This window comes from Actinoplanes sp. OR16 (assembly GCF_004001265.1).
Lineage (GTDB): Bacteria > Actinomycetota > Actinomycetes > Mycobacteriales > Micromonosporaceae > Actinoplanes.
In genome coordinates this window covers 3,306,383-3,321,669 of record NZ_AP019371.1, presented here as the reverse complement: position 1 = coordinate 3,321,669, position 15,287 = coordinate 3,306,383, and the positions used below count along the sequence as shown (strand labels likewise).

Annotated in this window: 11 protein-coding genes; 4 read left to right on the top strand and 7 right to left on the bottom strand. The window is 68.2% G+C overall.

From position 1 onward, the window contains the following. Positions 1-56: 56 nt before the first annotated feature. Positions 57-491 carry a rhodanese-like domain-containing protein gene (locus tag EP757_RS15395; protein WP_127546682.1) on the top strand — a complete coding sequence of 145 codons (435 nt, stop codon included), beginning with the start codon at positions 57-59 and terminating at the stop codon, positions 489-491. 145 nt (positions 492-636) lie between these two features. On the opposite strand, the gene EP757_RS15390 is transcribed toward EP757_RS15395, so the two are convergent. Genes EP757_RS15390 through EP757_RS15380 form a run of 3 tightly spaced genes read right to left on the bottom strand, consistent with a single transcriptional unit; the run spans position 637 to position 4,174 of the window. Beyond that, positions 637-1,536 carry a carbohydrate ABC transporter permease gene (locus EP757_RS15390; RefSeq protein WP_127546680.1) on the bottom strand — a complete coding sequence of 300 codons (900 nt, stop codon included), beginning with the start codon at positions 1,534-1,536 and terminating at the stop codon, positions 637-639. Beyond that, on the bottom strand, positions 1,533-2,519 hold the full coding sequence (locus EP757_RS15385; RefSeq protein ID WP_127546678.1) for a sugar ABC transporter permease: 987 nt from the start codon (positions 2,517-2,519) through the stop codon (positions 1,533-1,535). Before EP757_RS15385 ends, EP757_RS15390 begins: the two co-directional genes overlap by 4 nt. Continuing rightward, a complete protein-coding gene (locus EP757_RS15380) occupies positions 2,516-4,174 on the bottom strand; it encodes an extracellular solute-binding protein (protein WP_232050520.1) in 1,659 nt (552 codons plus the stop codon). Before EP757_RS15380 ends, EP757_RS15385 begins: the two co-directional genes overlap by 4 nt. A 130-nt stretch (positions 4,175-4,304) precedes the next feature. Between EP757_RS15380 and EP757_RS15375 the strand changes: the two genes are divergently transcribed. Together EP757_RS15375 and EP757_RS15370 are read left to right on the top strand one after the other, a co-directional pair. Beyond that, the gene (locus tag EP757_RS15375; RefSeq protein WP_127546676.1) at positions 4,305-5,447 is read left to right on the top strand and encodes an ROK family protein; all 1,143 of its coding nucleotides are present in this window, start codon (positions 4,305-4,307) and stop codon (positions 5,445-5,447) included. A gap of 146 nt (positions 5,448-5,593) precedes the next feature. Further along, a complete protein-coding gene (locus EP757_RS15370; RefSeq protein WP_174262396.1) occupies positions 5,594-8,527 on the top strand; it encodes a glycoside hydrolase family 3 protein in 2,934 nt (977 codons plus the stop codon). Positions 8,528-9,597: 1,070 nt separating this feature from the next. Here the strand turns inward: EP757_RS15370 and EP757_RS15365 are convergent. Further along, positions 9,598-11,280: a cellulase family glycosylhydrolase gene (locus tag EP757_RS15365; protein WP_127546672.1), complete on the bottom strand. Its 1,683-nt coding sequence runs from the start codon at positions 11,278-11,280 to the stop codon at positions 9,598-9,600. A gap of 494 nt (positions 11,281-11,774) precedes the next feature. On the opposite strand from EP757_RS15365, the gene EP757_RS15360 reads away from it, so the two are divergent. Next, entirely contained in the window at positions 11,775-12,326 is a 552-nt protein-coding gene (locus tag EP757_RS15360; protein ID WP_127546670.1) for a hypothetical protein, read from the top strand. Positions 12,327-12,332: 6 nt separating this feature from the next. Here EP757_RS15360 and EP757_RS15355 read toward each other — a convergent pair whose 3' ends face one another. From EP757_RS15355 to EP757_RS15345, 3 genes are read right to left on the bottom strand one after another with little or no spacing between them, the layout of a single operon-like run. Further along, positions 12,333-12,947, bottom strand: a complete 615-nt coding sequence (locus tag EP757_RS15355; protein ID WP_127546668.1) for an N-acetyltransferase — start codon at positions 12,945-12,947, stop codon at positions 12,333-12,335. Between the two features lie 9 nt (positions 12,948-12,956). Next, positions 12,957-14,591, bottom strand: coding sequence for an APC family permease (locus EP757_RS15350; protein WP_370457819.1), 1,635 nt, complete (start codon positions 14,589-14,591; stop codon positions 12,957-12,959). Then, complete coding sequence (locus EP757_RS15345) at positions 14,588-15,229, bottom strand: GPP34 family phosphoprotein (RefSeq protein WP_174262395.1); 642 nt, start codon at positions 15,227-15,229, stop codon at positions 14,588-14,590. Before EP757_RS15345 ends, EP757_RS15350 begins: the two co-directional genes overlap by 4 nt. Between the last annotated feature and the right edge of the window lie 58 nt (positions 15,230-15,287).

Here is a 15,287-nt window from a genome sequence, read left to right as displayed (position 1 = left end):
GTCGTCGTCGTTCACGCCACTGGGCTCGGTGCGGCGGCAGCGGCACGATCAACGGCATGACTACACCGAACACCGACGCCATCGCCCACTTCGCCGGTCGCCTGCGCTTCGAGACGGACGTGAGCGACGTGCACGCCGACTACGAGGCCGGCGCCTCCGGCGTCGTCGTCATCGACACCCGCAACGACGCCTCCTGGCAGCAGGGGCACCTGCCGCACGCCGTCCACCTGCCCACGGCCCAGATCGCCGCTCGCGCCGCCACGGTCATCCCACCCGGCAGCCGCGTCGTCACCTATTGCTGGGGCCCGGGCTGCAACGGCGCGACGAAGGCGGCCCTCGCCTTCGCCGAACTCGGCTACCCGGTCAAGGAGATGCTCGGCGGCTTCGAGTACTGGGTGCGAGAGGGCTTCCCGGTACGAGAATCCACCGGTGTGAACGCCCGCCCCGCCGACCCCCTGACCGCCCCCGCCACGGCCTCGTGCGGCTGCTAGCCCTCCGCGGCTGTACACCAGAGCCGTGATGGCGCCCGGATCGTCGCTCTGCTGTACAGCCAACCGCGTAACGAGTCGCCAGCGGCTGTGGCTCATCGCTGCTGGGCGGGGCGTGGGGAGAGCGGTGCTCAGGACGTACAGGGAATCAGCCTTTGACCGCTCCTATGATCACGCCCTTGGTGAAGTGGCGCTGCACGAACGGGTAGACGATCAGGGCGGGCACGATCGTCACCACCACGACGGCCATCTTGATCGCCAGGGTCGGCGGGATCGCCGAGCCGAGGCCGGGCACGTAGACGGCCGTGCCGGATGAGGTCGGGGACTGGCCGGCGAGGATGAACTGCTGCAGGACGCGCTGGACGGGCTGCAGGTCGTTGCGGTCGATGTAGAGGACCGCGTTGAAGAAGGCGTTCCAGTAGCCGACCGCGTAGAACAGCCCGACAACCGCGGTGACCGCTTTGGACAGCGGCAGCACGATCTTCCAGAGGATGCGGAACTCGCCGGCGCCGTCGATGCGGGCGCTGTCCAGGAGTTCGCCCGGGATGTTCATGAAGAAGGCGCGCAGCACGACCAGGTTGAAGGCGCTGATCGCGGTCGGCAGGATCAGGGCCAGCAGGTTGTCCTTCAGGCCGAGGCCGGTGACTACCAGATAAGCCGGAATCATGCCCGGATAAATCAGAAATGTCAGCAGAAAGTAGAACAGAATCGGCCGATGCCCCACTGAACTGGGCCGCGACAATCCGTAGGCGGCCAGCACCGTGACCACCAAGCTGATCAGAGTGCCGACGACCGCCACGAACGTGCTCACCAGGATCGCATCCGAGATCTGCCCACCCGAAAAGATCACCAGGTATGCGGATGGATCGAACTCACGCGGCTGGAACACATACCCACCGGCGTTGTTGATCGTCTGCTCCGAGGACAGCGAAGTGACCACCACAACCCACAGTGGAACGAGGACGGCGAGCACGACCAGCGTGAGGATCGTGCCCTTGCCGAACTGGCCGAGGGGTGACGGCCGCTCTTCCCAGACTGGACGTGTCATGACTTGGAATAGATCCCTTGCTCGCCGAACTTATGGGCGACCTTGTTGGCGCCCACGATGAGCAGCAGCCCGACGACGGCCTTGAACAGACCGGCGGCCGCGCCGACACCCCACTGCTGGACCGCGATGCCCTGGTAGTAGACGTACGTGTCGAGCACCTCGGCGGCGTCCCGCCCGACCGCTTCGCGCTGCAGCACGAACTGCTCGAATCCGACGTTCAGCGCGTCGCCGAGGCGCAGGATCAGCAGCAGGATGATGACGGGCCGCAGACCGGGCAGGGTGATGTGCCACATCCGGCGCCAGCGGTTCGCGCCGTCGGCCGCGGCCGCTTCGTACAGATTCGTGTCGATCGCCGCGAGCGCCGCCAGGAAAACGATCATCCCCCAGCCGGCGTCCTTCCACAGCGCCTGACTCGTCACCAGGAAGATGAACGTGTCCGGATCGGTCATGATGTTCGGCACCGTGAAGCCGGCCTGCGAAGCCGTCTGCACGATCAGCCCTGCCCCGCCGAGCATCATCTGGAAGAGCGACACCACGAGCACCCAGCTGAAGAAGTGCGGCAGGTAGACGACGCTCTGCACCAGCGACCGGATCCTCGGCGACATGATGCTGTTCAGCAGGATCGCCAGCAGGATCGGGATCGGGAAGTAGAAGACCAGCTGGAACGCCGTGATCGTCAGCGTGTTGAGCACCGCGTCCCAGAACGCCGGGCTGGTGAAGAGGTACTCGAAGTTCCCGAACCCGATCCACTCGCTGTAGAGGAACGCCTCCAGGGGATTGTCCCCGACGTACGGGTTGTAGTCCTGGAAGGCGATGACGTTGCCGAGCGCCGGGATGTAGTGGAAGACCAGCAGCAACGCCATCGCCGGAAAGCACATGAGCAGGAGGGGCCAGTCGCGGCGCAGGCGCGCCGCGACTGTCAACCGAGCCTTGACCGCTTCGTCCGGCTTCGCGACGGAGGCGGCCTGAACGACGGTGCTCATCGCCCGTTGTCTGCCAGGACCTTGGCGTAGAACTCCCGCGCCTTGTCACCACCGCCGTTGCGCCACTCGGTGACGACCTTGTCGAAGTCGGAGAGCGGCCGGCGACCGCGCATGATGTCGGTGACCTTGTCGGCGGTGGGCTGCTCGATGGCCGCCTGCTCGGTGGGCACCTCGACCTTGATGCCTTCCCAGGGGTTCTTCTCCAGGTACTTCGTGGCGTCGTTGCCCCAGTTCACGAACGCCTCGGCGTAGGTGGGGATGTCCGGCCCGCCGACGATCACCGGCGGACGGCCGCCGAGGAAGATGAACTGGTTGGCGAACTCCTTGACGTACAGGTCGTTGGTGACCGGCGTCCCGGCGCTGTCCCGCTTGAAGTGGGTGCCCTCGACCCCGTAGTTCTGCAGTTCCCACTCCTTGGTGCCGAACGGCGCCGCCACGTAGTTGAGCACCCGCAGCAGCTCCTGGGTGCGCTCCTGGCCGAGGCCCTTCTTCACGAAGGTCCACATGATCGACGGGGTGCCGCCCCAGCGGACCGGCGGCGTGCTCGCGTCGGCGCCGAAGACCTTCACCGCCTGCATGTCGAACTTGGGGTCGGCCTGGATGGCCGGCCGCCACACTTCCTTCCACGCGCCGCCGCCGTCCCAGAACATGAAGATCTTGCCGCCCTTGAAGAGCGTCTTCACGTCGCCGCCCTTGCTGCTGGCGATGTCCGGGTGGATCAGCTTCTCGGCGTAGACCCGGGTCATGAACTCGACGGCCCGCTTGTAGTTCTCGGTCTCGTACCGGTGGTAGACCTTGCCGTCGGCGCCCTTGGCCCAGCCGTTCTGCGATCCGGTGTTGCCGCAGATCTGCAGCACCTCCTGGAAGATGTCGCCGAACGCCCACTCGCCGGAGTCCGGGTCGGTCATCTTCTTGCCGAAGTCGTAGAGCTCGTCGAGGTTCGTCGGCGCCGCGATGCCGCGCTGGTCGGCGACGTCCTTGCGGTAGAAGAGCAGCGAAGGGAACGGGTTGTCCGACGGGAACGGGACGCCCATGAGCTTGCCGCCCCAGACCGAGTCCGACCACGCCTTGGTGTCCAGGCCGGCGAGCAGCGGGTACGCGCTGACCTTGTCACCGGCCAGGTACGGCGTCAGGTCCTCGAAGAGCACGTGCACGGCGTCGTTGAACCGGGCCAGCTTGTTGATCTCCCAGCCCGGGATGCAGGTCAGGTCCGGCACGTCCCGCGCGCCGAGCATCGTGTTGAGCTTGTCGCCGTAGGTCACGCCGTCCTGGATGCTGAAGTTGACGGTGCCGCCCAGGTCGGCGTTGACCGCGGCGACCAGCTTGTTGTCGGTCGGCGGCGCCGGACCCCACCAGGGCGTGGTCGCCGAGATCGGCTGACCGCTGGTGATCGCCTTCTCGGTGACCGCGTCGGCGAGCGACGCCGGGTACTTGATGTAGCCGTCGGCCACCGGGCGGACGCCCTTGATGTCCGGCGGGATCAGAGTGGATTCCTTGAATGTCGGCACCACGCCCGCGGCCTGTTCGGCGGTGGTCGCCGATCCGGTGCTGCCCGGCTCCTTGCTGCATCCGGCGAGCAGCCCGCCGCCGGCCATCGAGGCCGCGCCGAGGCCGATCAGCCCAAGGAAGTTTCGCCTGTTCGTCGACGCGCCCACGGCGCACCTGCCTTCCGAAATGGCTTAAGTTTGGCTAGCGTCTAAACTAAGTACATCGAAGACAAGCTAACTGACGTGTGGCGAGAGCGACAAGAACGAAATGGGAGCGCACCCACGTGGTGATGGCAAGATGACGGATGTGAGGACCATGGGCTTCACCGACGTGCGCACCACGAATCTCGCCGTGGTGCTCAGCCATCTGCGCACCAGCGGGCCGAGTTCGCGGGCCGCCATCGCCGCGTCCACCGGGCTCAACAAGGCGACCGTCTCCAGCCTGACCAGCGACCTGATCGACCAGCGGCTGCTGCGCGAGACCGGGACGAGCGGCAACCGGATCGGCCGGCCCGGCACGTCGCTGGCGCTGGACGGGTCGGCGTACGCGGCGATCGGCATCCAGGTCGCGGCGGACTCGATGACCGCGCTCGCCATCGACTTCGCCGGCGATCAGATCATCCGATGGCACCGGGCACTGGGCGCCCACCGAGCCGGCGAGATCATCACCCTCGCGCAACGAGCCGCGACCCGCGTACGGCAACAGGGCCGCTCGGTCCTCGGCCTCACCGTCGCGGTGCCCGGCCTGGTCGACGAGAACGGCGTGGTCCGGATCTCCCCCACGCTCGGCTGGTCCGATCTGGATCTCCGCACGCTGGTGGCCGGCTCACTCCGGCAGCCCGGCCTGGTCGTCACGGTGGCGAACCAGGCGACCACGGCGGCGCTGACGAACAAGGACCCGAACTCGATCTACGTGAGCGGCACGGCCGGCATCGAGGCCGGAGTGATCGCCCACGGCCGGCCGCTGCACGGCGCCCGCGGCTTCACCGGGCAGATCGGCCGGTTCACGCTCGGCCCGGCCGGCGCGCCGACGCTGCACGACCTGGCCGGCATCGAACCGCTCGTCCGCCGCGCCCTGACCGGTTTCGATCCGGAATCGCTCACCGATCTCGCGCCCGCCGTCGAGCAGGTCGCCGTGCAGGCCCGGGCCGGCGACGCCGCGACACTGGCGGCGCTCCGTGACACCGGCCGCCACCTGGGCCAGGGCCTGGCGATGCTGGCGAACCTGACCGACCCGTCGGTGATCGTCCTGGGCGACCACTACGCGTCGCTCGCCGGGTGGCTGATCCCCGCTGTCGAGGCCGAGCTCGCCGCGCAGGTGCTGGCGCCGAGCGGCATCCGGGTGGTCGCCTCTGACCTGGGCCTGCACGCCGCCGCGCTCGGTGGAGCGCTGTCCCATCTGGACCGGGTCGACAATGGGAGCCTTCCCAAAGCGGTCTGACATCGATCGCTGCAACTCCTTGACCCCGACGCAGCGGGGTGCGAACCTCGGTGAACCCCGTCCGAAACATTCGCGAAATCCGCTACGTCCGCCCGGTTGTCGAAGCGCTTCGACTGCACGACCGTCCAGCCCCGAAGGAACGCGTTGTGACCGATTCCCCCGTCTATCGCGACCCTCACCAGAAGGTCGCCGCCCGCGTCTCCGACCTGCTGGGCCGTCTCACCCTCGACGAGAAGATCGCCCTGCTCAACCAGCACCAGGCCGCCGTTCCGCGGCTCGGCGTCGGCGCGTTCCGTACCGGCACCGAGGCCCTGCACGGCGTGGCCTGGCTCGGCGTCGCCACCGCTTTCCCCCAGGCGATCGGCCTCGCCAGCAGCTGGAACCCGGAGCTGCTGCGCCGGGTCGGTGAGGCGGTGGGCACCGAGGTCCGCGCCATGCACCACCGCGATCCGGACGCCGTGGGCCTCAACGTCTGGGCGCCGGTCGTGAACCTGCTCCGCGACCCGCGCTGGGGCCGCAACGAGGAGGGCTTCGCCGAGGACCCGTGGCTGACCGGCGAGCTGAGCACCGCCTACGCACGTGGCCTGCGCGGCGACCATCCACTGTGGTTGCGGACCGCGCCGACGCTGAAGCACTTCCTCGGCTACAACAACGAGACGGACCGCTGCCTCACCTCGAGCAACCTGCCGCCGCGGGTACTGCACGAGTACGAACTCCCCGCCTTCCGCGCGGCCCTCGCCGACGGCGCGGCGGTCGCGGTGATGGCGTCCTACAACCTGGTGAACGGCCGGCCCGCCCATCTCAGTCCGCTGATCGACGACACGCTGCGCTCCTGGTCGCCCGACGACGTGCTGGTGGTCGGCGACGCCTGGGCGGTACACAATCTGGCCGGCGACCAGCACTGGTTCGACGACCACGTCGAGGGTTTCGCGGCGGCCCTGCGCGCGGGCATCGACTGCGTGACCGAGGACCTCCCCGCGACGCTCGCGCACTTCACCGCCGCCCACGAGCGCGGTCTCATCACCGAGTCACACGTGGACGCGGCGGCCCGGCACATCCTGGCGATCCGGGTCCGTCTCGGCGAATTCAACGAGAGCGCCGACCCGTACCGCCACATCGACGCCTCGGTGATCGACTGCGCTCCCCACCGCGAACTCGCGCTCGAAGCGGCCCGCGCCGGCGTCGTCCTGCTCACCAACGACGGCATCCTGCCCCTCGACGCCGCGTCCGCCGGCCGGGTAGCGGTCATCGGCCCCCTCGCCGACCAGGTCTTCGACGACTGGTACAGCGGCACACCTCCGTACCGCACGACCCTGCACGCCGAGGTCGCCCGCCATCTGGGCGCCGATGCCGTGACATTCGCCGAGGGCCTGGATCGCGTGGCCTTGCGCTCCGCGTCCGGCTTCCTCCAGGCGTCTCCTTCAAACCCGTTGATGGTACGAACGACCTCCAGCTCTCGCGCCGGTTCACCCGCTTCAACGCCCGCGACCATCCCCGGAGCCTCCGATATACCCGATCTGCCGGATGAGCTCCTGTTCGACATCCTGGACTGGGGCGAAGAAACGATCTCGCTGCGTTCCGTGGCGACCGGCCTCTTCCTCGGCGCGGACGGCGACGACCCGCTCGTCTGCGACCGCCCCGGCCCGAACGGCTGGGAGGTCCGCGAAACGTTCAAGCTGGTGACGGTGCCCGGCGGGGTAGTCCTCCACCACCTGCAGAGCGACCGCTACCTGGCCGCCGGCGACGACGACCTGGTCCGCACCACCGCGACGACGCCCGAGGACGCCACCGTCTTCACCGTCGATCTACTCGTCGACGGCGTGGCCGAGGCCGCCGACGTGGCAGCCGCCGCCGACGTGGTGCTGCTCGCCCTCGGCAACCATCCCCTGGTGGCCGGACGGGAGACCGCGGACCGCCGCGACCTCGATCTCCCCGGCACCCAGGACGATCTGCTGCGGGCCGTCCACGCCGCCAATCCGCGCACGGTCCTCGTTCTGAGCAGCAGTTACCCGTACGCCATAGGTTGGGCTTCGAAGAATCTCCCTGCCGTGCTGTGGTCCTCGCACGGCGGCCAGGAACACGGCAACGCCCTGGCCGGAGTCCTGTTCGGACTGTCGGAACCGACCGGCCGCCTGACCCAGACCTGGTACGCGGACGACAGCGAACTCCCGGACCTGCTCGACTACGACATCATCGCGAACGACGCGACATACCTCTACTTCCGTGGCACGCCGCTCTTCCCGTTCGGCCACGGCCTCGGCTACACCGATTTCCACTACGGCGACCTCCGCCTGGACACCGCCGTCACCGACCCGTCCGGCACCGTGACCGTGACCGTCGACGTGACGAACACCGGCACCCGTCCCGGCACCGAGGTGGTGCAGCTCTACACCCGCCAGCAGCGCTCCCGGGCCAAGCAGCCGCTGCGCAGCCTGCGCGGGTACAAGCGGGTCCACCTCTCCCCCGGTGAGACGACGACCGTCACCTTCGCCCTGCACGCGGCCGACCTGGCCTTCTGGGATGTGACCCGCTCCCGCTGGGTGGTGGAGGACGCGACCCACACGATCGCCGTGGCCCGTTCCAGCACCGACTGGCGCCGAACCACAACCCTGCGAGTCCAGGCCGAACGGATCCCCCCGCGTAATCCCCGAGCCGGCCTGGCCCTGATCGACAACGACGGCTACGACGGCCTCCACCCGGTCCCGCTGCCGAACACTCCCGGCGAAGCCCTGCGAAGCACCACCCCCCAAGCCTGGGCGGTCTTCAACGACGTGGACCTGACCCGCCCGCCGACCAGGATCCGAGCCCTGATCTCAGCAGCCGAGGTTCCCGAGGTTCCCAAGGCTCCCGAGGCTCCCGAGGCTCCCGAGGCTCCCGAGGCTCCCGAGGCAACCATCACGATCCGCCTGGACGACCTCTTCTCCGGCCCGATCCTGGCCACCTTGCCGGTCCCCCCGACGGCGGGCCTGGACCCCATGACCGAGTTAGCAGCCGAAATCCCGCCCTACCCCGGCCGCCACGACATCTTCATCCAGTTCAGCCACCCCCGCCTGACAGCAGCATCCCTCCACTTCGACTAGCCCCGAACACGCAACCGCACCCACCCGCGCACCGCCCCTCAGCCAAAGCCAACGAACGCACACACCTGCGATTTAACGGCGATAAACGCACACACCAGCCTCCGCACGACGACGAACGCACACACCAGCGACCCGCGTACGCCGACCGCCCGCAGGACGGCGGCAAGCGCACGCACACCCTTCCCGCGTGCGCCCACCGCCCCACGAGCGCCGGCCATACCGCGTGCGCTCACCGCCCCACGAGCGCCGGCCCGACCGCGCGCGCTCACCGCCCCACGAGCGCCGGCCCGACCGCGCGCGCTCACCGCCCCACGAGCGCCGGCCCGACCGCGTGCGTTCATCGCCCCGCAAGCCGCCCGACCGCGCAAGCCCAACCACCCGCGCGACGGCCCGTCAGCCGAAGGCGGTGAACGCACACACCAACCTCCGCACGACGGCGAACGCACACACCAGTGACCCGCGTACGCCGACCGCCCGCAGGACGGCGGCAAGCGCACACACACCCTTCCCGCGTGCGCCCACCGCCCCGCAAGCCGCCCGACCGCGCAAGCCCAACCACCCGCGCGACGGCCCGTCAGCCGAAGGCGGTGAACGCACACACCAACCTCCGCACGACGACGAACGCACACACCAGCGACCCGCGTACGCCGACCGCCCGCAGGACGGCGGCAAGCGCACGCACACCCTTCCCGCGTGCGCCCACCGCCCCGCAAACCGCCCGACCATGTGCGCCCACCGCCCCACGAGCGCCGGCCCGGCCGCGTGCGCTCACCGCCCCACGAGCGCGGGCCCGATCGTGTGCGTTCGTCGCCCCGTGACGTCGTTGACGCGGTGCGCCCGCGGACCCTGTTCGCACCGCGACTCAACACACCGCGTGGAGCAGCAGCATCGCCGAGCTGAGACAACAGCATCGCCGAGCCGAGACGACAGCAGCGCACCGTGGACCGCCGACGCCGACACAACAGCAGCGCACCGTGGACCACCGACGCCGAAGCGACAGCAGCGCACCGTGGGCCGCCGACGCCGACGCCGAAGCGACAGCGGCACACGATGTGCTCGTGTCAACGGGGTCAGGCGAGGGGTGTGCCGGTCACCGAGGTGCCGGTTCGGAGTAGCTCATAGGTGACGGTCTCCCCGCTCCAGAAGATGAATGTCAGGGTCACCGGCGTCCCCTCGGCCACCTCGGCGAAGAAGTCCGGAGTCAAGCGGATCGCGCCGGCCTCGTAGTCCGGGGCGAAGGCACGGTCGAACTCCTTGTAGGGCGTCCAGCCGTGCGGGCCCGCGTTGGAGCCGTCCGGGTAGGCAGCGGTCATCGTCGCGAGGCGGTCGCCGTTGAAAGTGGCCGGGACGGCGAAGGACGAGGTGGAGCCGGTCGCCGCGGTCAGGGCGGGACGGTCGAAGGCTACGACGTCGAGACGCCACGGCACGCCCCGGGAGAAGCGCAGCGAGAGCGATGCTGTCACCCCGTACCCCTGGGTCTGGGTCAATCGCCGCAGCAAGGCGGCAGTGAGGGTGAGTTGATCGCCGGAGATCTGGAAGTCGGGGCCGCGGCGCAGTGTCGTCGCGCCGAGGCGGATCTGGGTGAAGCCGGTGCCGTTCGGGTTGAGGGTGATGGTCTGCGCGGTGATCGGCGCCGAGCGGCGGACGAAGACGAGGTCGGTCGCGGCGGTTCCGGACCGGGTCTTCCAGCTGGAGCGGATCTGGTGGAAGAGCTCAAGATCATTCCAAGATCCATCGGTACGCCTGAAGTGCTGCCCGTTGTCCCACAGCATCGTCGTGACCCCTCGCGCCCGGGCCTGTGCGCCGAAGAGCTCGAAGAATTTCAGCTTCTCGCCCTGCTCGATGGTGCCGGTGTGGCGGTCGAAGCCGAGCAGCCCGTACTCCCCGATGATCACCGGGATGCCGCGGGCCACGAACGTCGCATGGATCCGGGCGAACATGTCGAGCAGGTCCTGTTGCGCTGTCGCGTCGAAGCGGTAGCCGCCGGCGACGTTGACGCTGAACGGCCAGTACCCGTAGTAGTGCACCGTCGCGATCAGGTTCGGGTCGTTCAGTGCGGCGAACGACGAGCCGAGGGCGTCGAGGTGCACCTGGTCGGCCGAGGTGTGCAGGGTCGGCAGGACGAGCAGCCGGGTGGCGTTGCCGCCGCCGGAACCGCGCACGATCCGGTGGAAGGCCGTGTTCAGCTCCGCGAGCCGCGCCGCCGGGTCACCACCGGTGAACTGGGGCTCGTTGATGCTCTCCAGGACCAGCCGCGGCGAGGTGTCCCGGAACGCGGCGGCCACCTGCGTCCAGATGGCGCTGAAGCGGGGAAGGACGTCGTCGCCCGTCCCGTTCACCCACTGCCAGGAGTCGTGGTGGATGTCGACCATCACGTAGAGGTCCGCGTCGAGCGCCTGGTCGACGACCTCCTTCACCCGGGCCAGGTACGCCGGGTCGATCGTGTAGTCCGGCGCAGGACCCTGGTGCCGGCCCCAGGTGACCGGGATGCGGATGCTCTTGAAGCCCTGCGCCCGGATGTCGCCGAGCAGTTCCGGCGTGACCCGGGGGTTGCCCCACGACGTCTCGTCGTCGCCGGTGGCGTCGAATGTATTGCCGAGGTTCCAGCCGGGCTGCATGGCGGCGACCGCCTGGACCGAGCCTTTTTCAACGTGGCGAGGGCCTTGCTCGCCGGCCGCTGCGGGGCCGGTGGGGATGGCCGGTGAGCCGGCGATCAGGGCGACCGCGAGGGCGAGGCCTGGTAGACGCGACATGACGCTCCTGCCGAGGAGGGGATGCGCGGGAGCGCTCCCACAATGATCTCGGCAGACTATGTATGGACATCAAACTATGTCAATGAGAGCGGGCCACCGGAGGGCGAGTGGGGGATGCACACCTCGCCGCGGTGGCCCGCGGACCGACCCGAACCCGCCGTCGAAGGGGCGAGCGCACCGTGCGAATAACGCGGAGGCTAGTACTCGGTGCATTCCACAAAAAGGCTGATCCACGGAATACTGAACCGATTCCAGAACCCTCGGCGAGAATGGCCGGTGCTGACTCAGACGAGTCGATCTCTGCAACTACCTGCAACTTCGCAAGTTGCATGATCGGTAAGTCAAAGGCATCACTCCAAACTGGATTGGCACATGATTTTGGCGGACACGCATTGTCGTATCCCTATTGCTCTTCGTACTCTGTGGTCACCTGTTATCGATCGACTTGAGTACGAGAGCGGGGCCGCTCGGCACGGTCCCGCGAGGGAGCAGCCATGCTTGTCAAAGTCATCGACCAGATCACCGACGACATGCACGAGACCGCGTGGGAACTGTACGAAGGCGCTTTCAAAGAGGTTCGCGCCCTCGCCGTGCAGCGCCACCTGATGTACCGGGCGGAGTTCGACCAGGTGATGTTCGATCCCCGGGTCGACAAGTACCTCTGCCTGGACGACGGCGGCAAACTCTGCGGCCTGTCCACGTACTCAAATGATCTGTACGCGATGCCGTTGATCGCACCCGAGTACTTCGAACGCCGATGGCCCGACCTCTACGCGCAGAAGAAGATCTGGTACTGCGGATTCGTAGCGGTCGCTGAGGACGCCCGGTCGACCCGATCGTTCGCGGAATTGGTCGAAGCCATGTACCGCACGGCGACGGATCGGAACGGGATCATCGCACTCGACTTCTGCCGTTTCAACGACGACAGTCGCAACATGTCGAAGGTGATCCAGCTGATGTTGCGCCGGCTCTCCGGTGGCACGCTGCAAGCCTCGTGCATGGACCAGCAGTCGTTCTGGATCTACGAGTTCCCCACGGCTGCGTAGTCGGTATCAGGCCATAGGCGCCCTCCACATGCACCAGACGGAGGGTCCGTCGGGTAGCTCGATCACGGACCGGACCTGGTATCCGTGCCGAAGGTAGAGGTCGCGATTACGCGGGTCGTTGGCCTCGAGATAGGCCGGAAGCCCGGCCCGGTCCAGCCGGGCGTGGTGCCGGTCGAGCAACGCGCTGCCGATGCCCCGGCCTTGCTGGCCGGGGCGTACGGCCATGAACGCCAGGTAGTGGTGCGGCTCGAGCGGGTGGTGCTCGTCGAGTGCCGCGTCGAGCTGCTGGCAGCGGTCGAACGCCGTGTCCGAAGCCTCCTTGAGCCGGCGCTCGTAATCCATCGGCGGCGGAATCATCGCGGTGAGCGGGAACCACAGCGCCACACCGTTCATCCGGCCGTCGTCCGCGTCGGCGGTGCTGTAGACCTCGCCGTACTGCAGGGCGTACTCCACGAAGATCTCGAAGTATCGAGGCGTGTTGCGCCGGCGGGCCACCGTGTCCGGTTGCATCCAGCGGGCGACTGGTCCGTCCCACATCGCGTCGGCCACAAGATTGGTGATCTCCTCGGTGTCGAACGGCGACACGTGCCGGATCACTAGTTCCTGAATGGCGTACGTCATGGATCTTCCCTACTTGATCGACGGAGAGTGGTCGCGGAGCTCGTGCGGGTGCTGCGCGTTGGTCTGCGAATGCGAGTGCGAGTGCGGGCGTGCCAGCTCGGCGTAGTCGATGACGTTCCGGCCGTCGGCTCCCCGGCCGATCCCGGCGTAGATGTCCGGCCGCCTCCGTTTCACGATGAGCGCCCAGCAGAACCCGATGGCCGCGCAGATCAGGTATCCCACCGTGAAGACCCAGTGGAAGACCGAGTCGCTGCCGACCTGCAGCAGATCGCCGAAGCCGATCACGGTGGCCAGCAGGATGATGCTGAGCAGGAAGAACGCGGTGATCGGAGCGACCCGGCCGCGCCAGACGTTCTCACCGCGGGAGTGCTGGACGAAGAACGCGATCACCGCGGCGGAGGCGGCCCACATCAGGATCAGCACGCCCAGGCCGCCGACGACGGTCAGCCATGCGAACAGATGCACCAGCGGATCGATGCCGAGGATCCCGTACGTCAGCAGCACACCGAGAGCCAGGATGCTCTGGGTGACCGAGCCGACGACCGGCGCTCCGGTGCGCGGGTGGGCGTATCCCCAGCGTGCCGGCAGGACCCGCTCGCGTCCGAGGGCGAACTGGTACCGGGAGACGGCCGCGTGGAACGCCAGCAGCGCCGCGAAGATCGAGGTCATGAAGAGCAGGTAGCCGATGGTGATCAGGGTGTCCGGCACGTGTGGCGCGACGAGGGTGAAGACCAGGTCGGTCTGTTCCGTGCGGGCCGCCGCGACGATCTGCGTCGGACCGGCCGCCACCGACATGGCCCACGCCGAGAGGGCGCAGAGGATGCCGGCCAGGATCACACAGAGGTGGGTGGCCCGGGCGATCGTCCGCTTCGGGTCCTTCGCCTCCTCGGAGAGCACGACCGTCGCCTCGAAGCCGGTGAAGCCGCCGATGGCCAGCACCATCATGGCCACCACCTCGGGGGTGAGCAGCTGCTGTGGCGCGAGCGCCGCGAAGCTGACCGAGCCCTCAGCGGGGTTGCCCGCCATCACCAGGTCGTAGATCACCACGACGGCGATCTCGGCGATCAGCAGGATGCCCAGCACCTTGCCGCTCAGGTCGACCCAGAGCATGCCGAGCACCGCGATCAGCGCCCAGGCAACCAGGGCGCAGGCCAGCCAGGAGGCCTGCAGGCCGACCGCTTCGAGGATTCCCGAGGCGACCACGCCGAACAGGCCGAAGAGGCCGATCTGCATGAGCGAGTACGCGGCCAGGGCGACGAACGCCGCCGCGACCCCGAGCTCCCGGCCCAGGCCATGACTGATGTACGCGTAGAAGGCGCCGGAGTTGACGATGTGCCGGCTCATCGCGACGAACCCGACCGTGAAGATCGAGAGGATGCCCGCGACGACGAGGTAGACCAGCGGGACCGCCGTGTTGCCGACCACCGCGTAGATCGTCGAGATGGCCCCGATGATCACGGTGAGCGGGGCCGCGCCGGCGACGCCGAAGAAGACCACCGACGAGACGCCGAGCCGGTTGCTCGCCAGCGCCTGGCTGACGATGTCGGGGCCGGTGCCGGAGCTGCGCTGGAGATCCATCAGCATGGTGCCGGCCCACTGATCGACATTGTTGCGGCGGCGCTGATGGCGACCGGCCGGGCTCACCGTCGTCCCACCGCGAGAGCGGTGCCCACCGACTGCTCGGTGCACTCGACGATCTCCCGGAGATCGTTGGGCAGCGAGGCGATCATGCTGGGCAGGGCGTGGTAGATGTGCGGGTACATCTCGAACCCGTACATGACGTGGCGGGTCAGGCCGGTCGCGACGACCAGGCCGACGAGCATCCGGTCGGAGAGGTTGAGGTCCATGCCCCGCACCAGGATGTTGGCGATCCGGGTGGATGCCCAGGCCGCGGCGTTGCGCTGGCGGGCCGTGTTGGGCATGTAGAGCGTCTGGGTGCTGCCGAGCATCCGCCGGCGGGTGACCATCTCGACGGCGCCGACGCGCATCAGGCGCTCGGCGACCCGCAGTGCGGCGTCCTGGGAGAGGAATGCCAGCCAGGTACGCACATCGGTGTGCTGTGACTGTGCGCTGAGCAGGTCCAGGACATCGTGGGAAAGGGCATCGCGCGGTGGGTGCCGATCGACGATGAACAGCTCGCCGTCGGCCACGCCGATACGGCCTTCGAGAACCAATTCGGATAGCAGAGCGGCGGCCAATCCGAGGCCGGTCGCGCGGGGATGGAGTCTGGACCGGCCTGTTCGGTCCTCGTGCGCGATCAGGTAGTACTGGTCAGCCAACACTTGCGCCACGCCCCTTAGACGCCAGTTCCAATGATCATTTCTCTATGTGTAGGAAAGA

Bases quoted from the DNA above. Each gene is read 5' to 3' on its own strand.
- EP757_RS15395 (WP_127546682.1), top strand. From the start codon at position 57: ATGACTACACCGAACACCGACGCCATCGCCCACTTCGCCGGTCGCCTG.
- EP757_RS15390 (WP_127546680.1), bottom strand. From the start codon at position 1,536: ATGACACGTCCAGTCTGGGAAGAGCGGCCGTCACCCCTCGGCCAGTTC.
- EP757_RS15385 (WP_127546678.1), bottom strand. From the start codon at position 2,519: ATGAGCACCGTCGTTCAGGCCGCCTCCGTCGCGAAGCCGGACGAAGCG.
- EP757_RS15375 (WP_127546676.1), top strand. From the start codon at position 4,305: ATGACGGATGTGAGGACCATGGGCTTCACCGACGTGCGCACCACGAAT.
- EP757_RS15365 (WP_127546672.1), bottom strand. From the start codon at position 11,280: ATGTCGCGTCTACCAGGCCTCGCCCTCGCGGTCGCCCTGATCGCCGGC.
- EP757_RS15360 (WP_127546670.1), top strand. From the start codon at position 11,775: ATGCTTGTCAAAGTCATCGACCAGATCACCGACGACATGCACGAGACC.
- EP757_RS15355 (WP_127546668.1), bottom strand. From the start codon at position 12,947: ATGACGTACGCCATTCAGGAACTAGTGATCCGGCACGTGTCGCCGTTC.